Annotated in this window: 15 protein-coding genes; 8 read left to right on the top strand and 7 right to left on the bottom strand. The window is 69.2% G+C overall.

Going from position 1 to position 17,826, the window contains the following annotated elements; genetic code table 11:
* Window positions 1-3 precede the first annotated feature (3 nt).
* Complete coding sequence (locus ACPPVW_RS03160) at window positions 4-453, top strand: DUF3817 domain-containing protein (protein WP_426625099.1); 450 nt, start codon at window positions 4-6, stop codon at window positions 451-453.
* A 22-nt stretch (window positions 454-475) separates the two neighbouring features.
* Window positions 476-2,077, top strand: coding sequence for a glutamine-hydrolyzing GMP synthase (gene guaA, locus ACPPVW_RS03155; protein WP_426626239.1), 1,602 nt, complete (start codon window positions 476-478; stop codon window positions 2,075-2,077).
* Between the two features lie 68 nt (window positions 2,078-2,145).
* Here the strand turns inward: guaA and ACPPVW_RS03150 are convergent, their stop codons facing one another.
* Both ACPPVW_RS03150 and ACPPVW_RS03145 read right to left on the bottom strand, forming a co-directional pair.
* On the bottom strand, window positions 2,146-2,928 hold the full coding sequence (locus ACPPVW_RS03150; protein ID WP_426625098.1) for a Bax inhibitor-1/YccA family protein: 783 nt from the start codon (window positions 2,926-2,928) through the stop codon (window positions 2,146-2,148).
* Window positions 2,929-2,953: 25 nt separating this feature from the next.
* Window positions 2,954-3,565 carry a hypothetical protein gene (locus tag ACPPVW_RS03145; protein WP_426625097.1) on the bottom strand — a complete coding sequence of 204 codons (612 nt, stop codon included), beginning with the start codon at window positions 3,563-3,565 and terminating at the stop codon, window positions 2,954-2,956.
* 106 nt (window positions 3,566-3,671) lie between these two features.
* Between ACPPVW_RS03145 and ACPPVW_RS03140 the strand changes: the two genes are divergently transcribed.
* From ACPPVW_RS03140 to ACPPVW_RS03130, 3 genes are all read left to right on the top strand, one after another.
* Entirely contained in the window at window positions 3,672-4,739 is a 1,068-nt protein-coding gene (locus ACPPVW_RS03140; protein ID WP_426625096.1) for a glycerophosphodiester phosphodiesterase family protein, read from the top strand.
* A gap of 66 nt (window positions 4,740-4,805) precedes the next feature.
* Window positions 4,806-7,343 (top strand): ATP-dependent helicase, encoded by a 2,538-nt coding sequence (locus tag ACPPVW_RS03135; RefSeq protein WP_426625095.1) that lies wholly within the window; start codon window positions 4,806-4,808, stop codon window positions 7,341-7,343.
* A gap of 10 nt (window positions 7,344-7,353) precedes the next feature.
* A complete protein-coding gene (locus ACPPVW_RS03130) occupies window positions 7,354-8,394 on the top strand; it encodes an FUSC family protein (RefSeq protein ID WP_426625094.1) in 1,041 nt (346 codons plus the stop codon).
* A 273-nt stretch (window positions 8,395-8,667) separates the two neighbouring features.
* Here the strand turns inward: ACPPVW_RS03130 and ACPPVW_RS03125 are convergent, their stop codons facing one another.
* Window positions 8,668-9,465 carry an oxygenase MpaB family protein gene (locus tag ACPPVW_RS03125; RefSeq protein ID WP_426625093.1) on the bottom strand — a complete coding sequence of 266 codons (798 nt, stop codon included), beginning with the start codon at window positions 9,463-9,465 and terminating at the stop codon, window positions 8,668-8,670.
* Between the two features lie 43 nt (window positions 9,466-9,508).
* Window positions 9,509-10,975 carry a hypothetical protein gene (locus ACPPVW_RS03120; protein ID WP_426625092.1) on the bottom strand — a complete coding sequence of 489 codons (1,467 nt, stop codon included), beginning with the start codon at window positions 10,973-10,975 and terminating at the stop codon, window positions 9,509-9,511.
* A 234-nt stretch (window positions 10,976-11,209) separates the two neighbouring features.
* Here ACPPVW_RS03120 and sucC point away from each other — a divergent pair, with 234 nt between their 5' ends.
* The 3 genes from sucC to ACPPVW_RS03105 all read left to right on the top strand — a co-directional run bounded on the left by sucC (window position 11,210) and on the right by ACPPVW_RS03105 (window position 14,808).
* Window positions 11,210-12,373, top strand: a complete 1,164-nt coding sequence (sucC, locus tag ACPPVW_RS03115; RefSeq protein WP_426625091.1) for an ADP-forming succinate--CoA ligase subunit beta — start codon at window positions 11,210-11,212, stop codon at window positions 12,371-12,373.
* An 18-nt stretch (window positions 12,374-12,391) separates the two neighbouring features.
* Window positions 12,392-13,279: a succinate--CoA ligase subunit alpha gene (sucD, locus tag ACPPVW_RS03110; protein ID WP_426625090.1), complete on the top strand. Its 888-nt coding sequence runs from the start codon at window positions 12,392-12,394 to the stop codon at window positions 13,277-13,279.
* 146 nt (window positions 13,280-13,425) lie between these two features.
* Complete coding sequence (locus tag ACPPVW_RS03105; protein WP_426625089.1) at window positions 13,426-14,808, top strand: hypothetical protein; 1,383 nt, start codon at window positions 13,426-13,428, stop codon at window positions 14,806-14,808.
* 40 nt (window positions 14,809-14,848) lie between these two features.
* On the opposite strand, the gene ACPPVW_RS03100 is transcribed toward ACPPVW_RS03105, so the two are convergent.
* Genes ACPPVW_RS03100 through ACPPVW_RS03090 form a run of 3 tightly spaced genes read right to left on the bottom strand, consistent with a single transcriptional unit; the run spans window position 14,849 to window position 17,588 of the window.
* Window positions 14,849-15,922, bottom strand: a complete 1,074-nt coding sequence (locus tag ACPPVW_RS03100; protein ID WP_426625088.1) for a hypothetical protein — start codon at window positions 15,920-15,922, stop codon at window positions 14,849-14,851.
* A complete protein-coding gene (locus ACPPVW_RS03095) occupies window positions 15,919-16,563 on the bottom strand; it encodes an ATP-binding cassette domain-containing protein (RefSeq protein WP_426625087.1) in 645 nt (214 codons plus the stop codon). The genes ACPPVW_RS03100 and ACPPVW_RS03095 overlap by 4 nt, the downstream gene beginning before the upstream one ends.
* Window positions 16,560-17,588 (bottom strand): peptidoglycan-binding protein, encoded by a 1,029-nt coding sequence (locus ACPPVW_RS03090; protein WP_426625086.1) that lies wholly within the window; start codon window positions 17,586-17,588, stop codon window positions 16,560-16,562. Before ACPPVW_RS03090 ends, ACPPVW_RS03095 begins: the two co-directional genes overlap by 4 nt.
* Window positions 17,589-17,826: the final 238 nt, after the last annotated feature.

The raw sequence follows: 17,826 nt of genomic DNA, 5'->3' as shown, positions 1-17,826 counted from the left end.
CGCATGCCCCTCGCTCCCAAGCTCGAAGACTTCCCGAAGATCCGCGGGGCGCTGAAGTTCTACCAGGTGTTCGCGTACGTCACCGGCATCATGCTCCTGCTGCTCTGCGTGGAGATGCTCGTGAAGTACGGCCTGGGCTACCAGCTCTTCGCGTTCAGCAACTACGGGGCCCTCACCCTCGTGCCGGTGAAGACCGCCGTCGCACCGACCGGCGTCGACTTGAGCACCGGCATCCTGATCGCGCACGGTTGGCTCTACGTCGTGTACCTCTTCTCCGACTTCCGCCTGTGGAGTCTGATGCGCTGGCCGTTCACGAAGTTCGTGCTGATCGCCCTCGGCGGCGTCGTGCCCTTCCTCTCGTTCTTCGTGGAGGCCAGGATCACCAAGCAGGTCAAGACCTATCTGGCCGGCCGCGAGGCCGAGGCAGCGACTTTCGTGGAGGCCACAAATTAGCACTGACGCAGCGTTCTCGGACATCCTCGGAGGAGCCGACTCGGCTGCACCGTCCGGTCCCGTCCTCGTAGTCGACTTCGGAGCCCAGTACGCCCAGCTGATTGCGCGCCGCGTGCGCGAGGCGAACGTGTACTCAGAGATCGTGCCGCACACGGTCACCGCGGCCGAGGTGGCCGCCAAGCACCCCGCGGGCATCGTGCTCTCGGGAGGCCCGTCGAGCGTGTACGAAGACGGCGCGCCCGAGCTCGACGAGGCGATCTTCGAGCTCGGCGTCCCGGTGCTCGGCATCTGCTACGGCTTCCAGGTCATGGCCACCGCCCTGGGCGGCGAGGTCGCCAAGACCGGGCGACGCGAGTACGGCTCGACCGCCGTACACGTCTCGGACGCGGCGATCGGTGGGGCGGGCAGCCTCCTCGACGGCCAGCCCGAGCAGCAGACCGCGTGGATGAGTCACGGCGACTCGGTGTCGCGCGCCCCGGAGGGCTTCGAGGTGCTCGCGTCCACCGAAGACACCCCGGTCGCCGCCTTCGCCAACGAGGAGCGCCGCCTGTACGGCGTGCAATGGCACCCCGAAGTCAAGCACTCGCAGTACGGCCAGGCGGTGCTCGAGAACTTCCTGCACCGCGCAGCGGGCATCCCGGCCGACTGGAACAGTGGCAACGTCATCGCCGATCAGGTGGCGGCGATCCGCGCCCAGGTCGGCAGCGGACGCGTGCTCTGCGCTCTGTCGGGCGGCGTCGACTCCGCCGTCGCGGCCGCGCTCGTGCACAAGGCGGTCGGCGACCAGCTCGTCTGCGTCTTCGTCGACCACGGCCTGCTCCGCAAAGACGAGGCCCGCCAGGTCGAGGAGGACTACGTCGCCGCCACGGGTGTGCGACTCGTCACGGTGAACGCGCAGGAGCAGTTCCTGTCCGCGCTCGCGGGCGTCTCCGACCCCGAGACCAAGCGCAAGATCATCGGCCGCGAGTTCATCCGCGTTTTCGAGAAGGCCCAGGCCGACCTGATCGCCGAGGCCGCGAACGACGGCGACCCCATCCGCTTCCTCGTGCAGGGCACCCTCTACCCGGACGTGGTGGAGTCGGGCGGCGGCGCGGGCACGGCCAACATCAAGAGCCACCACAACGTGGGCGGCCTCCCGGAAGACCTTCAGTTCGAGCTCGTCGAGCCGCTACGCACCCTGTTCAAAGACGAGGTGCGCGCCATCGGCCGCGAGCTCGGCCTGCCGGAGGTCATCGTCGGCCGCCAGCCGTTCCCGGGCCCCGGCCTCGGCATCCGGATCGTCGGCGAGGTGACGCAGGAGCGTCTCGACCTGCTGCGCGACGCCGACGCGATCGTGCGCGCCGAGTTGACGGCTGCCGGCCTCGACGCCGAGATCTGGCAGTGCCCTGTCGTGCTGCTGGCCGATGTCCGCTCGGTCGGCGTGCAGGGCGATGGCCGCACCTATGGCCACCCGATCGTGCTACGCCCGGTCTCCAGCGAGGACGCGATGACGGCCGACTGGACGCGCGTGCCCTCCGACTTGCTGGCTACGATCTCCAACCGCATCACGAACGAGGTCGACGGCGTAAACCGTGTCGTGCTCGACGTCACGTCGAAGCCGCCTGGGACGATCGAGTGGGAGTGAGTCTCCCGCAGATGTGAGAAAGGGCCGGGATGCTGTCACAGCATCCCGGCCCTTCTCGCATCTGGCGACTAGTTTCGCGCGATCGCGAAGATGCGGAGCAGCTCGAGGTACAGCCACACGACGGTGACCATGATCCCGAATGCGCCCGCCCAGCCATAGGCTCGCGGCGCACGGTTCTTGACGCCCTGCTGGATGGCATCGAAGTCGAGCACGAGGGAGTAGGCGCACATGATGACGACGAGCACGCCGATCACGAGGCCGAGCGGAATGCCGAAGATCTCGAACGAACCACGGAGCCCCCACGGGTCCTTCACGGCACCGGTCAAGACCAGGATGAAGTTGACCAGTGAGAAGACGAGGTAGCCGATCATGGCGGCGAAGAACACCTTCGTCGCGCGAGCGGAGGCCCGGATCTTGCCGGTGGCGAAGAGCGCGAGGGTCACACCGACGACGACGATCGTCGCGATGACGGCCTGGACGACGACGCCGCCCGCGAAGGACTCGTAGATCTTCGAGATTCCGCCGACGAAGAGACCTTCGGCTCCCGCGTATGCGAGCGTGAGCGCGGCCGACGGCAGCTTCTTCCGATTGCGGAAGATGTTGACGAACGCGAGCACGAGGCCGACGATCGCGCCGACGACCCAGAGACCCGGAACCCACCAACCGACCACGGCACCGACGAGGAGGACACCGAAGCTGGCCGCTGTCTTCCTGATCGTGTCGTCGACGGTCATCCGGTCCGTGTCGACGGACGTCGCGGACGGGGAGTTGTAGAGCTCTTCGAGCTGCTGCGCGTTCGCGGTCGCGTTGAAGGCAGCGCTCTGAGAGAAGGCGGGATTGGAGGTTGCCATGGGTTCCTCGCTTGTCGGGGACCGCTTACGGTCTCGGTTCGTCTAACCTATCGGATTGCTTTCTGAGAGGTCTGGAAGATTGCCATGAATCCAGTGCGATCGCGCCCCAACGCGCAAGCCACGCCGACGCGGCAACCACCACGGAGCTGACCAGAATGGTGATCCAGCCTTGCTCGTAGGTGGTCACGAACCGCGGCAGCACGAGGCTCGACGCGATCGGGAGCGCCAGCACCACGAACGTGGGAAGAGGACGCAGGCGCACCAGAAGCCAGGCCGCCAGCATGATCGCGTAGCACCAGGCGAAGCCCGAGCCTCCGAGCAGCAGCCAGGTGAAGCCCAGCACTGGGACGACGACCGCGACGCGTCGCCCGATCGTCGAGGGCAGCACGGCCCAGCCCGCCGGCTGCACCAGAGAGCCGACGAGGAGGAACGGCAGGCTGTACGCGGTCGTGACGAGGATGCACGCGGTGCCGACCACGATCATCGCGATCCCACCTGTCCACCTGGCGCGATAGCCGCCCCAATGCAGGTTCAGATCCCGCGTCGGCTCGTGCCAGGCGCGGCGCAGCCCTTCGGCCGTGGCGGACCGTGTGGAGGCCGTCGGCGCGCTGCTGGGGAGGCCGTCGGGGTGGAGCACATCCCGATTGTGTCACCTCGTGCCAGGAGACAGGTGAAGCGGCGGATGCGGGCAACGGACGGACGTGTTCATCGGGCGGATCCGGCCTCCCCGTTAGGATCGCCACATGCGCGCCCGCTCGACTCCCGCCGTGATCGGCCACCGAGGCGCGCCCGGTTATCGCCCCGAGCACACCAGGGCGGCGTACGAGCTGGCGTTCGCGCTCGGCGCCGATGCGGTCGAGCCCGACATCGTCGCCACGAAGGACGGCGTGCTCGTCGTGCGTCACGAGAATGAGATCTCGGGAACGACGAACGTCGCCGACCATCCCGAGTTCGCCGGCCGCCGCACCACGAAGGAGGTCGACGGCATCCCGCTGACGGGGTGGTTCACGGAGGACTTCACCTGGAGTGAGTTGTCAGTGCTGCGGGCGAGGGAACGGCTGCCGCACCTGCGTCAGGCCAGCGCGACGTTCGACGATCGATACCCGATCCTCCGGCTGTCGGACGTGCTGGAGGTCGTCGACGCGGCCTCCGACGCTGCTGGCCGTGCGCTCGGCCTGGTCGCCGAGCTCAAGCACGCCACCTATTTCGAGGCCGCCGGTCTCCCGCTGGACGAGCTGTTCGTGGATGCGCTCGCTGACGCGGGCTGGACCGATCATCCCGGGCTGGTCGCGGAGAGCTTCGAGAAGACGGTGCTCGGGCAGCTGCAGGTGCGCGGCTTCCGCGGGCGGCGGGTGTACCTCGTGGAGGGTGAGGGCGCGCCCGCCGACCGGGTCGCCGCGCTCGGCGCCGCGGCTCCCGGCTACGCGACCGATGTGACCCTCCGCGGCCTCTACGCGCTGGGTTCCGCGGCGTCGCCCGCAGACCGGGTCGACGGGATCAGCGTCGACGTCGGGCAGATCCTCCACTCGGGCTCGGTGGCGGTCGGCCTGTTCGGCGAGGGCGAGGGGGGCGTGGACATCGGGGCCGTGACCTCCGACCTGGTCGACCTCGCACATTCGGCCGGATTGTCGGTGTACTGCTGGACGCTGCGACCCGAGAACTGCATGCTTCCGCGCGAGTTCCGCTCCGGCGGGCGCGACGACGAGTGGGGCGATTGGAGGCGGCTTTTCGCGATCCTGCTGCACTCGGGGGTGGACGGCGTCTTCGTGGACCACCCCGACCTGGCCCTCGCGGTGCGGGACGGTCGCTGAACGGGACGGCATGGAGGGGTGCTCTCGGCGGCGATGACAGTGGCGGCGGCTAAAATGGCTGGAGACATGACGAGCCTTCCCGACGCCCCTCCTCCTGCTTCCGCCGCACCCTCCTCCGTGCCGATCATCCTCGACGGCTGGGAGGCTGACGAACGCGCGGGTGGCGGTTCGGCGACGGAGCGGGCTGACGGTCAAGGGGCGGGCCGCGGCGGCAGCGGGCGTGCGCCCTCCGACCGGCTGTTCGCCGGGCTCAACCCTCAGCAGCGCGAGGCGGCGGAGTACCGGGGTGCTGCGTTGCTCATCGTCGCGGGCGCGGGCTCGGGCAAGACGAGCGTGCTCACCCGCCGGATCGCCGGTCTCATCGAGAGCCGTGAGGCGTGGCCGAGCGAGATCCTCGCGATCACGTTCACGAACAAGGCCGCCAACGAGATGCGCGAGCGGGTCGAGCAGCTCGTGGGCGGCCGCGCGCAGGGCATGTGGATCTCGACCTTCCACTCGGCGTGCGTGCGCATCCTCCGACGTGAGGCTGAGACGATCGGCAAGACGCAGAGCTTCACGATCTACGACTCGGGCGACACGCGCGCCCTGATCAAGCGGATCATCAAGGAGCTCGACGCCGACACCCTCGGCTTCACGGTGGCGGGCACGGCTGGCCGCATCTCCAAGCTCAAGAACGAACTCACCGACATCGAGACCTTCGCACGCTCGGCCAATCTGAGCGACCCGCAGGAGGTGATGTTCCTCGAGATCTTCCGGCAGTACACGCGCGCCCTTCGGCGTGCGAACGCGTTCGACTTCGACGACCTCATCGCCGAGACGGTGTTCTTGTTCCGGGCCTTCCCGAAGGTGGCGGCGCTCTACCAGACGCGCTTCCGGCACATCCTTGTCGACGAGTACCAAGACACCAACCACGCCCAGTACTCCCTCATCCGCGAGCTGACGATGCCGGTCTCGCCCGACGTCGCCGAGGAGATGGAGCAGCACGGACGCAACGTCAGCAAGCTGCGCGACGTCGTCGGCGCCATTCCGGGAGCCTCGCTCACGGTGGTCGGCGACTCCGACCAGTCGATCTACGCGTTCCGCGGCGCGGACATCCGCAACATCGTGGAGTTCGAGCGCGACTTCCCCGGCGCCAAGGTCGTCCTGCTGGAGCAGAACTACCGTTCGACGCAGAACATCTTGAGCGCCGCGAACGCCGTGATCGCCAACAACTTCGACCGCAAAGACAAGAAACTGTGGACCGCGGTCGGCAACGGCGACAAGATCGTCGGCTACACCGGGTACTCCGGCCACGACGAGGCGCAGTTCGTCGCCGACGAGATCGAGAAGCTCCACGCCGCGGGCATGGACTACAAAGACATGGCGGTGTTCTATCGCACCAATGCGCAGACCCGTGCGCTGGAAGAGATCTTCATTCGCTCCGCTTTGCCGTACAAGGTGATGGGCGGCACCAAGTTTTACGAGCGCGCCGAGATCAAGGATGCGATGGCCTACCTGATCACGGTGGCCAACCCCGACGACACCCTCGCGCTGCGCCGCATCCTCAACACTCCGAAGCGGGGCATCGGTCCGGCTACGGAGACCCAGCTGGCGAGCTACGCGGAGGACAACGGCTTCACGTTCCGCGACGCGATGCGCGACGCGGGCTCGCTCGGGCTCGGCCCCAAGGTCACCGGCGCCATCCTCCAGCTCTCCGCGATGCTCGACGAGGCGACGGCGAAGATCGACCCGGCCAACCCGGCCGGCGTCTCGCCCGTGGCCGACGTGCTGATGTTCCTGCTCGACGGCAGCGGGTACCTCGACGTGCTCCGCAACAGCCGGGATCCGCAAGACGAGGCCCGCGCCGAGAACGTGGAAGAGCTCGTCGCGGTGACCCGCGAGTTCGCGCGGAACAACCCAGACGGCACACTCGTGGACTTCCTCACCGAGGTGTCCCTGGTCGCCGCGGCCGACGAGATCGACGACTCGAGCGGCTCGGTGTCGCTGATGACCCTCCACACGGCGAAGGGGCTGGAGTACGACGCGGTCTTCCTCACCGGCATCGAGGAGGACCTGCTTCCGCACCGGATGTCGGCGAACGAGCCCGGGGGGCCTGCCGAGGAGCGCCGGCTGTTCTACGTGGGCATCACCCGTGCCAAGAAGCGTCTGTTCCTATCGCTGGCGATGACGCGAGCGCAGTTCGGTGAGACGGCTGTCGCGATGCCGAGCCGGTATCTCCAGGAGATCCCCGCGGATCTGATCGACTGGAAGCAGTCGCCGGGCGCCGCGAACGGCCGGGGCGGTTCGCAGTCGCGCGCGCTCAACGCGCGTCGGCCGGGCCTCGGCGGAGGAACGGCGGGCCGTTGGAACGAGAGCTTCCCGGTGGGCGGCAGCGCTCCGGCCGAGCGCCCGAAGGCCGAGTGGCCGAACCGGGTGACGGGCAAGGTGCGTGACAACGGCGATCTCGAGCTGGCGCCCGGCGACCGCATCAGGCACGCTGACTTCGGCGAGGGCCGGGTCACGAACGTGACCGGTGAGGGAGCCAAGCGCGTCGCCCACGTGCAGTTCGAGAAGGTGGGAGCGAAGAAGCTTCTCATCAAGATCGCTCCGATCGACAAGCTGTGAGGCGCCGCCTGTGAGGCAGCGCCTCGCCACGATGAGCGTCGAGGTCGGATTCCGGGCGGCAGCGGCGGTTGCGGTGCCGCTGCTCATCCTGTGGGCCGTCGGGCGTCTGGATCTCGCCGCGTACGCGACGTTCGGTGCGTTCACCGCGCTGTACGGCCGCAACGAGCCGTACCGGCTGCGGCTGCGCAGCGTGTCGATCGCGGCGGTCGCGATGCTGGTGAGCATCTCGCTCGGGGTGCTCGTCGCCGTGGCGGGCGAACCGCTGTGGCTCGTGACCGTGCTGCTCGTGTTCGTCGTCGTCGCCGGCACACTGCTTGCGACCGCGTTCCAACTCCTGCCGACGCAGCCCTTGTTCTTCGTCTTCGCGCTGCTCGTCTGCGCTGCCGTACCGACGACTGCGCAGGACGCGCTTCCCCGGATCGGGCTGGCGGCCGCGGTGGCGGCCTTCTCGTGGGTGCTCACGTTGTCCGGATGGGTCGTCCGCCGTTGGGCGGGTGATCGCGCTGCCCGGACGGGGGCGGTGCTGCTCAAGAAGCTCCATCGTCGGCCGGGGATCGACACGACTGTGTTCCGAGATGGGCGCGTCTGGCTCACCGCCGCGCAGAACGCCGTCGGCGTGCTGATCGCGGGAGGAGTGGCGCTGACGCTGGGGCTGGGCCACGCGTACTGGGCGGTTGTGAGCCTCGTAGCCGTCATCCCTCCGGCGCGGGCGGCGCATTCGATCTCGCGGTCGCTCCACCGGATCCTCGGCACGATCGGCGGCGTCGGGGTGGCCGCCGTCGTGCTGTTCTGGTCACCTCCGGCGGTCGTGGTGATCCTCGTGATCATCATCTGCCAGTTCTTCGCGGAGATGCTGGTCGGGCGGCACTACGGCTACGCCCTGCTCTTCGTCACTCCGATGGCGCTCGCCGTCTCGCATCTCGCTGCACCGGCTCCGCTCGGGACGCTGCTCGTCGACCGGGTCATTGAGACCGCCTTGGGCGCGGGAGTCGGGATCGCGCTCGTATTGCTCGCACGCGGGATCGAGCATCCTCGTCGCCTGAGCGCCTGAGCGCCTGAGCGCCTGAGCGCCTGAGCGCCTGAGCGCCTGAGCGCCTGAGCGCCTGAGCGCCTGAGCGCCTGAGCGCCTGAGCGCCTGAGCGCCTGAGCGCCTGAGCGCCTGAGCGCCTGAGCGCCTGAGCGCCTGAGCGCCTGAGCGCCTGAGCGCCTGAGCGCCTGAGCGCCTGAGCGCCTGAGCGACCATCCGGCGGCGCACGATCCGCTCACCCGGCCGCGGACGTGCGCGGCTGGGTGACCGGCTCGACTGATGCGATCGTATTTGCAGTTATAGGCTCGCCCGCAGCAACCGCCGCAGATAGACGTCGCGCGGTCGGTGCCGCAGCGTGGCGGGAAGGTGCGGGTAGACCGCGGCGGCCCAGCGCATCCGCTGGTCGAACCGGTGCTCGAGCCGGTGGTCCCACGGCAGTCCGAACTGCTCCCGAACGCTCGCCGGCAGGAGACCAGTCGTGACGAGCCGGCTCGCCGGAAGCGCGGGTCTCAGCCACACGGGCACACCGTTCGGCTGGAGGATCTGGTCGGCCACCTCGCGCGTCGCAGGTGTCACGGCGAGCCGAGGGAGCATCCCGTCCCAGTACCGCTGGAACCCCGCCGTGTCGCCGGGCCAGGCCTCCGGCCGGAGCTGGAGGTTCAGCCCGAGCTGCCGGTAGTCCCGATACACCTGATCGCGCGATGCGGCCGTGAGCGGCCCGTAGACCCGCTCGTTCAGGTCGATCATGGTCGCGTAGAGCGTGGCGGACACCCAGAGCTGCAGATCGGGGTCGAACGCGCTGTAGGCGGGAAGGTCGCCGCTGCGGGGCGCATGCACCGGACCGTGAGCCCGGTTGACCTGCCTGCGAACCGCGTCGAACGCCTCCGGCGACGCGAACACCGCGGCGTACATGAACGTCATCGTGGCGTGGAATCGGTCCACGATCCGGGTGGCGAAGTCGCTGTGCTCGGCCACACCACGCCCGACCACCGGGTGGGCGATCTGCAGCAGCAGCGCGCGGCCGGCGCCGGCGAGGGAGAGCGCCTCGCCGGCGATCGACCGGAGATCGGAATGCCGCGCGGCAGGGACGGCCATGCGCCCATGATCCACCCGACCGGCCCGGCCGCGCGGCTGCGATTCATCGGCGAACGCCTCGATGGGCGGCTCGGTGCTCCCCTCGGCGGGCGGCGCCTGCGATCAGCGTCGACACGATCCCGAGACCGACGAGGGTCGCGGCGAGTGCGACGGGACCCGTCTCCACACGATCTCCCGTGGCCGCGAGCTGAGCCGGCGCGGTCTCGGCCGGTGCCGAGACCATCGTGATCTCCGATGCGATGCCGAACGCCGACTGCCAGGGCCGGATTCGCTCGCCGCCCGCGTCCGCGTCCACCACCGCGGGATCGATGCGCTCCGTCCAGACGTAGTGTCCCGCCGCCGCGAGCGTGCACTCCGGTGTTTCGTACTCGCCGGTCCCGTTGACGGCCGTCTCGACGACGCACACCACCGGTGAGCCCTCTGGAACGGTGTCGGACTCCACGATCGGGTCGCTGAACGGCCCGTGGAGAGTGCTCTCGACGATCGCGTCGACCGGTTCGAAGCCATCGTCGGTCGCGCGGACGCCCCACGACGGCAGCAGTCCGTCTGCGGTGTCGACGGTCACGGTGAGGCGATCGTGGACGACGGCGCCGGGCTCCGCGTTCGCCGCGCTGGTCACCGTCGCGACCAACGGCTGGAACGGCAGCGGCGACGGACCCGTGGCCGAGGCCTCCGCGTGCGCGTCGGCCGTGGCGGGCACGGCGATGAGAACGGCCTGCGCGTCGTCGTGCGGCACCGCGACCAGCATGCGATCGCCGTAGGGGAGGGCGGAGAGCTCCGCGTGAGCGCCCACCATCACGCTGGACTCGGTTCCCGTCGGGGTGATCTCGATGTCCGTCCCCGTCGAGATCTCTGCCGTCGTGCTTCCATCGCCGAAGGAGGCGCCGTCGAGTGTCACCCTGGCCAGGTGGCTCCCGGGGGCGACGAGCTCAGACCCGGACGGTCGCACGACGGTCAGTTCGACGCGCAGTCTGCCTGGCCCCGTCTCGGCCAGCTCGACGACGATATCGGCGCGTACCGCGTTGGATCCCAGGCGGGCGGCCTCGTCCACCATCTCGTAGGCGCGCGCGAGTACCTGCGCGGCGTCGGCTCCCGCGCGCGACGCGACCTCCTCGGGGCTGTGCCCGTTCAGCCCGGCGACGAGCCAAGTGGCGATCTGGCCCGCCGCCGCTGTCAACTGGTCGCCGGTGCCGGCCCAGCTGCGGGAGATGTAGGCGAGCGAGGCCGCCTGCTGTGGCGTGTACCACCCGAGCGCGGCGGCGTCCGCATAGTCCAGTCCGTGGCCGGTCGGGCTGGGCTTTCCGGCATTGAGGCAGAAACCTTGCTCCCCGTCGTCCATGCGGTAGGTGCCGAGCCACCAGCCGTCGCGGGACAGGTAGCCTGGCCCGTGCCCGGCGCCGGTGAGCGCGCGGGCATCAGGCGTCACTATGAGGGCCTGCAGGATGCCGAGGAAGACGGCGATGCCGGCGAGGACGAAGGCGGTCACGAAGGGCGATATGCGATGTGTCATGCCCTCCACGGTCGCGGTCGACGACCCGCTTCGGGCCGGTCACGACCGGATCAGTGGAGTAGTCGTCCGCGCTGGCCGCTGTGGAGGAGAAACGGATTCGGGCTGTTCAGTCGAACACGCTAAAGTTTTCACTGGCGAATTTATCTCGGCGTCGAGCTATTCTCCCGCCGGGCCGCCCAGGAGATATCAGCCGGAGCGTCACGAGCGCGCCGGGCATCAGCGGATTGGATAACCGTGGATCTATTCGAGTACCAGGCCAGAGACCTGTTTGAGAAGTACGGCGTCCCGGTCCTTCCGGGCATCGTCGCCGACACTCCGGAGGCGGTCCGCGCGGCCGCGGAGAAGCTGGGCGGCGTCACCGTCGTCAAGGCGCAGGTCAAGACCGGAGGCCGCGGCAAGGCGGGCGGCGTCAAAGTCGCCAAGACGCCGGACGACGCCGAAGAGGCCGCCAAGGCGATCCTGGGACTGGACATCAAGGGCCACGTCGTGCGCCGGGTCATGGTCGCCGGCGGCGCCCGCATCGCCCGCGAGTTCTACTTCTCGGTCCTCCTCGACCGGGCCAATCGCTCCTACCTGTCGCTCACGAGCGTCGAGGGCGGCATGGAGATCGAGCAGCTGGCCGTCGAGAAGCCGGAGGCGCTCGCCCGCATCGAGGTCGACCCGCGCGGCGGCATCGACACGGCCAAGGCGATCGAGATCGCTACGGCCGCCGGCTTCCCCGACGAGCTGGTGGCGAAGGTCGCCGATGTCTTCGTCAAGCTCTACGACGTCTACACCGGCGAAGACGCGACCCTGGTCGAGGTCAACCCGCTGGTGCTGACCGAGGAGGGCGCCATCATCGCCCTCGACGGCAAGGTCTCGCTCGACGAGAACGCCGACTTCCGTCACCCCGACCACGAGGCGCTCGAGGACAAAGACGCGGCCGACCCGCTGGAGGCCAAGGCCAAGGCGGCGAACCTCAACTACGTCAAGCTCGACGGCCAGGTCGGCATCATCGGCAACGGCGCGGGCTTGGTCATGTCCACGCTCGACGTCGTCGCCTACGCCGGCGAGAAGCACAAGGGCGTCAAGCCGGCGAACTTCCTCGACATCGGCGGCGGCGCGTCCGCCGAGGTCATGGCGGCCGGCCTGGACGTCATCCTGAACGACCCGCAGGTCGAGAGCGTTTTCGTCAACGTCTTCGGCGGCATCACCGCGTGCGACGCGGTCGCGAACGGCATCGTCAAAGCGCTGCAGATCCTCGGCGACGAGGCCAACAAGCCGCTCGTCGTCCGTCTCGACGGCAACAACGTCGAGGAGGGGCGCCGCATCCTCAGCGAGGCGAACCACCCGCTGGTCACCCTCGCACTCACCATGGACGAAGGCGCCGACAAGGCTGCCGAGCTGGCCGCGAAGTAAGCAAGGACGAATCAGAGAATGTCTATCTTCCTCAACAAGGACTCCAAGGTCATCGTCCAGGGCATCACTGGCGGCGAGGGCACCAAGCACACCGCGCTGATGTTGAAGGCCGGCACCCAGGTCGTCGGCGGCGTCAACGCCCGCAAGGCCGGCACCACGGTGACCCACGGCGAGGTCGAGCTGCCTGTGTTCGGCAGCGTCGTCGAAGCGGTCGAGAAGACCGGCGCCGACGTGTCGATCATCTTCGTGCCGCCGGCGTTCGCGAAGGACGCCATGGTCGAGGCCATCGACGCCGAGATCCCGCTGCTGGTCGTCATCACCGAGGGCATCCCGGTGCAGGACTCCGCCGAGGCCTGGGCCTACGCCAAGGAGAAGGGCAACAAGACGCGCATCATCGGCCCGAACTGCCCCGGCATCATCACGCCCGGTGAGTCGCTCGTCGGCATCACTCCGGCAACGATCACGGGCAAGGGACCGATCGGCCTGGTCTCCAAGTCCGGCACGCTGACCTACCAGATGATGTACGAGCTCCGCGACCTGGGCTTCTCCACCGCCATCGGAATCGGCGGCGACCCGATCATCGGCACCACCCACATCGACGCGCTCGCCGCGTTCGAGGCCGACCCGGAGACCAAGGCGATCGTCATGATCGGCGAGATCGGCGGTGACGCCGAGGAGCGCGCGGCCGACTTCATCAAGGCGAACGTCACCAAGCCGGTCGTCGGCTACGTGGCGGGCTTCACTGCGCCCGAGGGCAAGACCATGGGCCACGCCGGCGCGATCGTCTCCGGTTCGGCCGGCACGGCGCAGGCGAAGAAGGAGGCTCTGGAGGCCGCGGGCGTAAAGGTCGGCAAGACCCCGTCCGAGACCGCCGCGCTGCTGCGCGAGGTTCACGCAGCGCTGTAACGAAGCCACCGCGTCAACGGGAAAAGGGCCGGACTCCTCCACGGAGTCCGGCCCTTTCCGTTTCTCCGCAGCCGGTTTCCGGGCCTGTTCGTGCTGCCTGCCCCGGCGCTACAGTGAGCATCACCGCCCGGAGGGGGATGCAACCGATGCCACGATTGACCAACGCAGACCTCGCGCGGCGGGTCGCGGCCCTCGAAGCGGAGAACGCCGCACTCAGGAACCGGCTCGACGAGAACGCGACCGAGCCACTGCCTGAGATCGTTGCGGCCGAGCCGAAGCACGAGCGTGGCTGGGCCTGGACGCTGTTGGCCGTCGTGCTCATCGTGATCGGGGCGATCCTCGCCCCGGTCGCCGTCGTCGCGTCGTGGGCAAAGGTGCAGTTGACCGACACGGACACGTTCGTCGCCACCTACGCGCCGCTAGCGAAAGACCCGGGCGTACAGCAGTACGTCACCGACCAGGCCGTCAAGGCCATTCAAGAGCACGTCGACATCCCACAGCTGACCTCGCAGGTGATCGACGGGATCACGGGCCTCGGCACGGGTCCGGTGGCGACGAGGGCGTTGGACGCTCTCAAGGCGCCCCTCGCACAGGGCATCGTGTCGCTGATCCAGTCGACGGTCGGGCGGTTCGTCTCCTCAGACGCTTTTGCTCAGGTCTGGCAGGACGCGCTGCGCGCGAGCCATACGCAGCTGGTGGCGACGATGCAGGGCGACCCGAAGGCGGCGATCGCGATCGGGTCCGACGGGTCGGTCGGCGTGCAGCTCGGCCCCATCATCGATCGCGTCAAGCAGTTGCTGGAGGATCAGGGGATCACGTTCGCCGCGCAGATCCCGTCGATCGACAGGACCATCACGGTGGCGCAGAACTCGTCCATCCCCACCTTGCAGGTCTTCTACAACCTCGCCATCGCGGCGGGCGCGTGGCTGCCCTGGGTGTCGATCGGTCTGCTGGCGCTCGGGGTGATCGTCGCGCGGCGGCGTTCGCTCGCCCTGATCGGAGCGGCGTGCGCATTGGGGGTCGCGATGATCGTCGTGGTCGCCGGCATCAGCATCGGTCAGATCGTGTTCATCGCGTCGGCCTCCCCGGCGCTGGTTCCGGCAGGAGTGGCGAGGACGCTGTACACCACCATCTCGACGGCGATGAAGGACACCGGTGTCGCCGTTCTGGTGCTCGCGATCGTGGTCGCCATCGTCGCGTGGTACGCGGGCCCGTTCACCGTCCCTCGACGCCTTCGCGGCTTCTTCGGCTCGGGCGTCACCTGGGTGCGGGAGTCCGCGGAGCGTCACGGCATCACGACCGGCCGGGCCGGCCAGTGGATCTACGCGCAGCGAGTGCTGCTGCGCAGCGCCGTCGCCGTGATCGCAGCCGTGGTCGTGCTGTTCGTGCGTCCCCTCACCCCGGCGCTCATCATCTGGACCCTGGTGATCGCCGCGGTGGTCATCGCGATCCTCGAGCTCGTGCAGCGGCCGGTGATCACCCTCCCGGAGGACACCGACGACGACACGCCCGTCATGACCGTGTCGTGAGTGCATCGCCACCGCGCTGAGGAGACGGGCGCTCGGGTCGTCAGCGCGCTTTGAACAGTGCGAAGAGGTCGCTCTCGCGAACCGTGGAGGCCGCCGCCGCGACGCCGGTCACGAAGATGGCCGCGGTGATCCCGGCGGAGAGCGCCAATGCCGGAAGCAGGGTGCCCACCTTCACCCCCAGCAGCAGGACGAGGACCCCGTAGGTCAGCGCAGCCATCCCCAACGCTGAGAGGCCGACGAATGCGGCCTCGGCGACCATGGTCCCGGTGACGAAGGCACGACTCGCGCGGGCATGCAGCGAACTGGCCAGCTCAAGCCGGCGAGTCCGCGAGTACACGACACCGAGTAGCAGCGAGCCGACGGCGGCGGCACCCGGCGCGAACCGAGTCGTTCGTTCGATGAAGGCCTCAGCGCCGGAGAACTCCTGCCCGACGACCGGATTCAGCGGGTCGATCGACGTCTCCTTCGACGGCGCATCGGGTGAGAGCGCGGTCAGCAGGAGCGGGTCGCGGTCCCGGCTGGCGGGCCAGGTGTCCGCCCAGCACTCCGACGATGTTCCCGTCGCGGGCACGATCGAGACGAGAGCGGACGAGAGCCGCGACGACCCGCCCTCGCGCGGGCCGGGAACGAACGTCCCGAGGACCGTCACCGGACCTTCGCGCGTCATCAGCACGGTGCCGCGATCCGCTCCGAGCTCGGTCGCGAACGTCGTTGCGAGGTATACGCCGCCGAGCCCGGTGTCGACGATACCCAGACGAGACGCCAGCCCCGGACTGACGTCGTAGACCGGGACGGCGCTCGACCCCGGCTCCAGCAGCGCGATCGATTCCCGCTGCGCGAGCGACCCGGAGGCGGCGAACCCGGCCGCCGACGTCAGGCTCTCGCAACGGTCACGATCGACCGCGCCGGGTGACGAGAGCACGCGCGTCGCGCCGCCCGCCGCTCGGAACGATTCCGCCTGACCCTCCAGCCCGGCGATCGTGAGAGTGTCGAGCAGGGCGGACACCACGATGACCGACGACAAGACCGCACCGTGGACGAACGAACGCAACGGACTGGTCGAGACATTGCGTCGGCTCTCACCGACCAGGGACCGGAACCGGGTGAGCCTCACGATCGCGCGTCTCCCGTCGCGACCGGCGCCCGGTCGAGCGTCAGCCGATGGCTGCACGAGGCGACCGTGTCGTGATCGTGGGTCGCCACGACGACGATGGCGCCGATGCGGGCGAGCGACCGGAGGACGCTGTTCACCGTCGCCGCATTGGTGCGGTCCAACTGGGCGGTCGGCTCGTCGACCAGCAGGAGGTCCGGCTCCGTGGCGATCGCTCGACAGAGCATGAGCCGCTGCGCCTCCCCGCCCGAGAGCTGGGCGAAGGTCCGCTCGGCGAGGGCGCGGAGCCCCAGCTCGTCGAGGATGTGCTCCGCCCGCCGGGAGGCCTCCGGCCGCGCGGTGCCGCGGGCGATGATCGGGTAGACCACATGATCGAGCGCGGTCCGGTGCGCTTGGCCGTGCGGGTTCTGGAAGACCCAGCCGACCGTGTCGATCCCGATGCGTTCGATGTCGCCCGCGGTCGGTGACTCCCAGCCGGCGAGCAGTGAGAGCAGTGTCGACTTGCCCGCCCCCGACGGTCCGGTCACGGCCCAGACCTCACCGGGCGACATCGTCTCGGTGAGGCCCTGGAAGATCGGCGCGCCCGGGGTGAAGGCGTGTGCGACCCCGCGGAGCTCCAGCCGCGCGCAGCTTCCCGTGCTCACGCGCACGCTTTCGCTGTCACCGAGGCACCGATCCGGATGCGTTTCGGGATGTCGCCGTCGAAGGTGACGAAGGAGGAGCCGAGCCGGCTCGCCACGATCCGCACGGGGGCCGTCGCCCCGCCCTCCAGCTGGACACACCGCATATCCGCCGCGCCTCCCACCAACGCGCCCGGTGGTACGGCGACGACGCGAAGCGGTGTGACGAGGCGCGCGGAGACGGAGAGGGGCGAGTCCTTCGTCTTCGCGGCGTTCGCCTGGTACTCCGGCGAAGCGGCGACAACGTCGAGGACGGCGCGGTCGACGATCGCTCCACTCTCGGGCATCGCGAATTCCTGAGCGCCGAGTCGGATGGTGCGGTCGCCGGGGACGACCACGGTCGCCTCGCCGGTCACGAGGGTGAGCGAGCGGAGGGTGCCCGGCACTTCGGCGACGGGGCTCCCGAGTTCGTAGCGTTCGCCGACGGTGACCTCGCAGGAGGAGACCGCGACCGAACGTGCGGGGAGCCACGCGACGGAGGCGAGCCGGAGCGACCCGTCCGCGGGCGCGATGCCGGCGAGGCGCTGCACCTGCCTCACAGCGTCCCGGACTGCTGCGCTGTACGTGCCCTCGGCGTCCACGTCGAAACCGAGACCGCGCAGGGCCTGCCGCAACGCCTCGACGTCGGTTCCCTCGTCGCCCGGGGCGAGATCGCGGAAGAGCGGGGTGGTGCTCGCGAGCGCCACGATCGGCGCCGCATCGATGTGCGCGATCACACCGCCGCTCTCGAGGGTGCCGCCGGACACGCAGCTGGACGCGGTCACCATCCCGCTCGTGTTCAGCGCGATGGCGGCGGTGCGATCAACGTCGGCGGTCAGACCCATGGAGCGTTCGTCCCGGAACTCGGTCTCCTGGAGGCCGAGCGTGGGCGGGGCGGTCGGCTTCTGGAGGCTGTCGGGCGCCGGCGGCGCAAAGGTCGATACGAGAAGGATGCCGGCCGCGAGCCCGGCGAGAGCAGCGGCGACGGGGAGCAGGATGCGGCGGATCACTCAGCGAATCCGATCACCATGCCGGCGACGGAGAGGCACATGTGCACGCGTTCGTCCCGGACGTCGAAGGGGAGACGGTCGTACTCGCTGAATCCGGGACCGTCGAATGTCCTGGCGAAGTCGTCGCGCGAGAACGGGCGAGATCCTGCTCGATGAGGACGACGTAGGAGGTGGCCAGTCTGCCGCCATCGCGCACCTCGGAGAGTGCGCAGCCTGTGATTGTCGACACGATGCCGAA

It is taken from the genome of Leifsonia sp. McL0607, from assembly GCF_049993355.1.
Classification (GTDB): Bacteria; Actinomycetota; Actinomycetes; order Actinomycetales; family Microbacteriaceae; genus Leifsonia.
The sequence above is the reverse complement of the archived record's forward strand: the minus strand, read 5'-3'. Positions and strand labels throughout refer to the sequence as shown.